The sequence below is a fragment of the Protofrankia sp. Cr1 genome (assembly GCF_963555865.1).
GTDB lineage: Bacteria > Actinomycetota > Actinomycetes > Frankiales > Frankiaceae > Protofrankia.
Map to the genome: position 1 here is coordinate 11,965 of NZ_CAUVXO010000114.1, position 1,844 is coordinate 13,808.

Consider the following 1,844-nt stretch of genomic DNA (forward strand, 5'->3'; position numbering starts at 1 on the left):
GACTGCGGGCAGCCCCCACCAGCAGGGCACCGGCGACCACCCCGACCTGGCCGGCACCACCTCGGCGAGCTACGCATGACAGCCGTCGACGGCCGGTCCACACCATGTGCGTCCGTCGTGATCTGCGCATACACCGAAGACCGGTGGGCGGATCTGGAACGGGCCGTGGCGAGCCTTTCGGCCCAGACCGTTCCCGCCCACGAAATCATCGTCGTCATTGACCACAACCGCGAGCTGCACCGACGTGCGGCAGCCGGCCTGCCCGGCGTCAATGTCATGGTCAACAACGGCCACCAGGGTCTGTCCGGAGCCCGTAACACCGGTATCGCGGCCGCCACCGGCGACGTCATCGCCTTCCTTGATGACGACGCCGAGGCTGAACCGGCGTGGCTGGCGCACCTGTTGGCTCCGTATTCCGACCCGACCATCGCCGGTGTCGGCGGGCTGGCCGAGCCGCGCTGGCCGTCGAACCGCCCATCATGGTTCCCACCGGAATTCGACTGGGTGGTCGGATGCAGCTACACCGGACTGCCCACGGCCAGCGCACCGGTCCGAAACCCCATCGGTGCCGGCATGTCATTCCGGCGAACGGTCTTCGATCAGGTGGGTGGCTTTACCGACGGACTCGGTCGCCTCGGTGCCCGACCGCTGGGCTGTGAGGAGACCGAGTTCGCAATCCGGCTGCGCGCATACGATCCGACCGCGGTCCTGCTTTACCAGCCGCTGGCGCGGGTAGGCCACCGCGTCACCCGGGAACGCACAACCTGGCGGTACTTCCGGGCCCGTTGCTATGCCGAGGGCCTGTCCAAGGCCGCGGTGGCCCGCAACGTCGGCGACAACGCGGCGCTGGCCAGCGAGAAGGACTACATACGCCGGGTTCTCCCCCGGGCGCTATACCGCGATCTCGGCGCACCCCGCCACTGGACGCGCGTGGGTGCGACCGTCACGGGTCTGGGAATCACCACCGCTGGATATGTCCACGGCCGGTACTTCCCATGGCGAAATTCCGGCAACGCGACCCGCGTCGCTGATTCGCACCGGAGCGCTTAATGATCCCCGTCCTGCTCTACCATGCTGTTTCCGACCATCCGCGGCCGGGTCTGGGCCGGTGGACGGTCAGTACCGACGCGTTCGACCGGCATTGTCACTTCATCGCGGAATGCGGCCGCACACCGATGACCGTGTCGCAGTACGCCGGCGCGCTGCGGGCCGGATCTCCATCCGAGGACACGATTGTCATCACGTTCGACGACGGTTACGCCGACACTTTTGCCGCGTGCCGGCGGCTGGCCGCGGGCATCGGGGCCGCCACTGTCTACGTGACGACATCGTGGATCGGCCAACCGGGAATGCTGCGCGAACAGGATCTGATCGTACTGGCCGCACTCGGCGTGGAGATCGGCGCGCACAGCCACACCCACCGACGCCTCGATGAGCTGGCCGGCCCCGACCTCGAAAACGACATCGTCACGTCGCGCCGCCACCTGACCGGCCGCACCGGCGCGCCCGTCGCCTCGTTCGCCTACCCGCACGGCAACTATGACCGGCGGACCCGGGCCGCGGTCGCCGAGGCAGGCTTCAACTCCGCCTGCGCGGTGCGCAACGCGTTGTCGCACGCGGCCGACGACACCCTGGCCATCGCCCGGCTCACCGTCGCGGCGAGCACCTCTGACGCCCGGCTACGCAGCTGGTTGGACGGGGACGGTCCGCCCGCGCCGGGTGGGGAACTGCTGCGCACCCGGGCCTGGCGATCAGCTCGCCGGATCCGTGCCCGGGTGCTGCAATCGCCGCCGGCGCTGCCGCCGCCGGCACCCGCGGTGGTCCGGGTCGCAGGAGATCCGCGG

At 69.6% G+C, this 1,844-nt stretch carries 2 protein-coding genes; both read left to right on the top strand.

Features of this window, described 5'->3' with window-relative positions:
- Positions 1 to 75: 75 nt before the first annotated feature.
- Positions 76 to 1,050, top strand: a complete 975-nt coding sequence (locus U9980_RS11740; protein ID WP_416210240.1) for a glycosyltransferase family 2 protein — start codon at positions 76 to 78, stop codon at positions 1,048 to 1,050.
- A partial coding sequence (locus U9980_RS11745; protein ID WP_322767942.1) for a polysaccharide deacetylase family protein occupies positions 1,050 to 1,844 on the top strand: 795 nt, incomplete at its 3' end. The genes U9980_RS11740 and U9980_RS11745, both read left to right, overlap by 1 nt.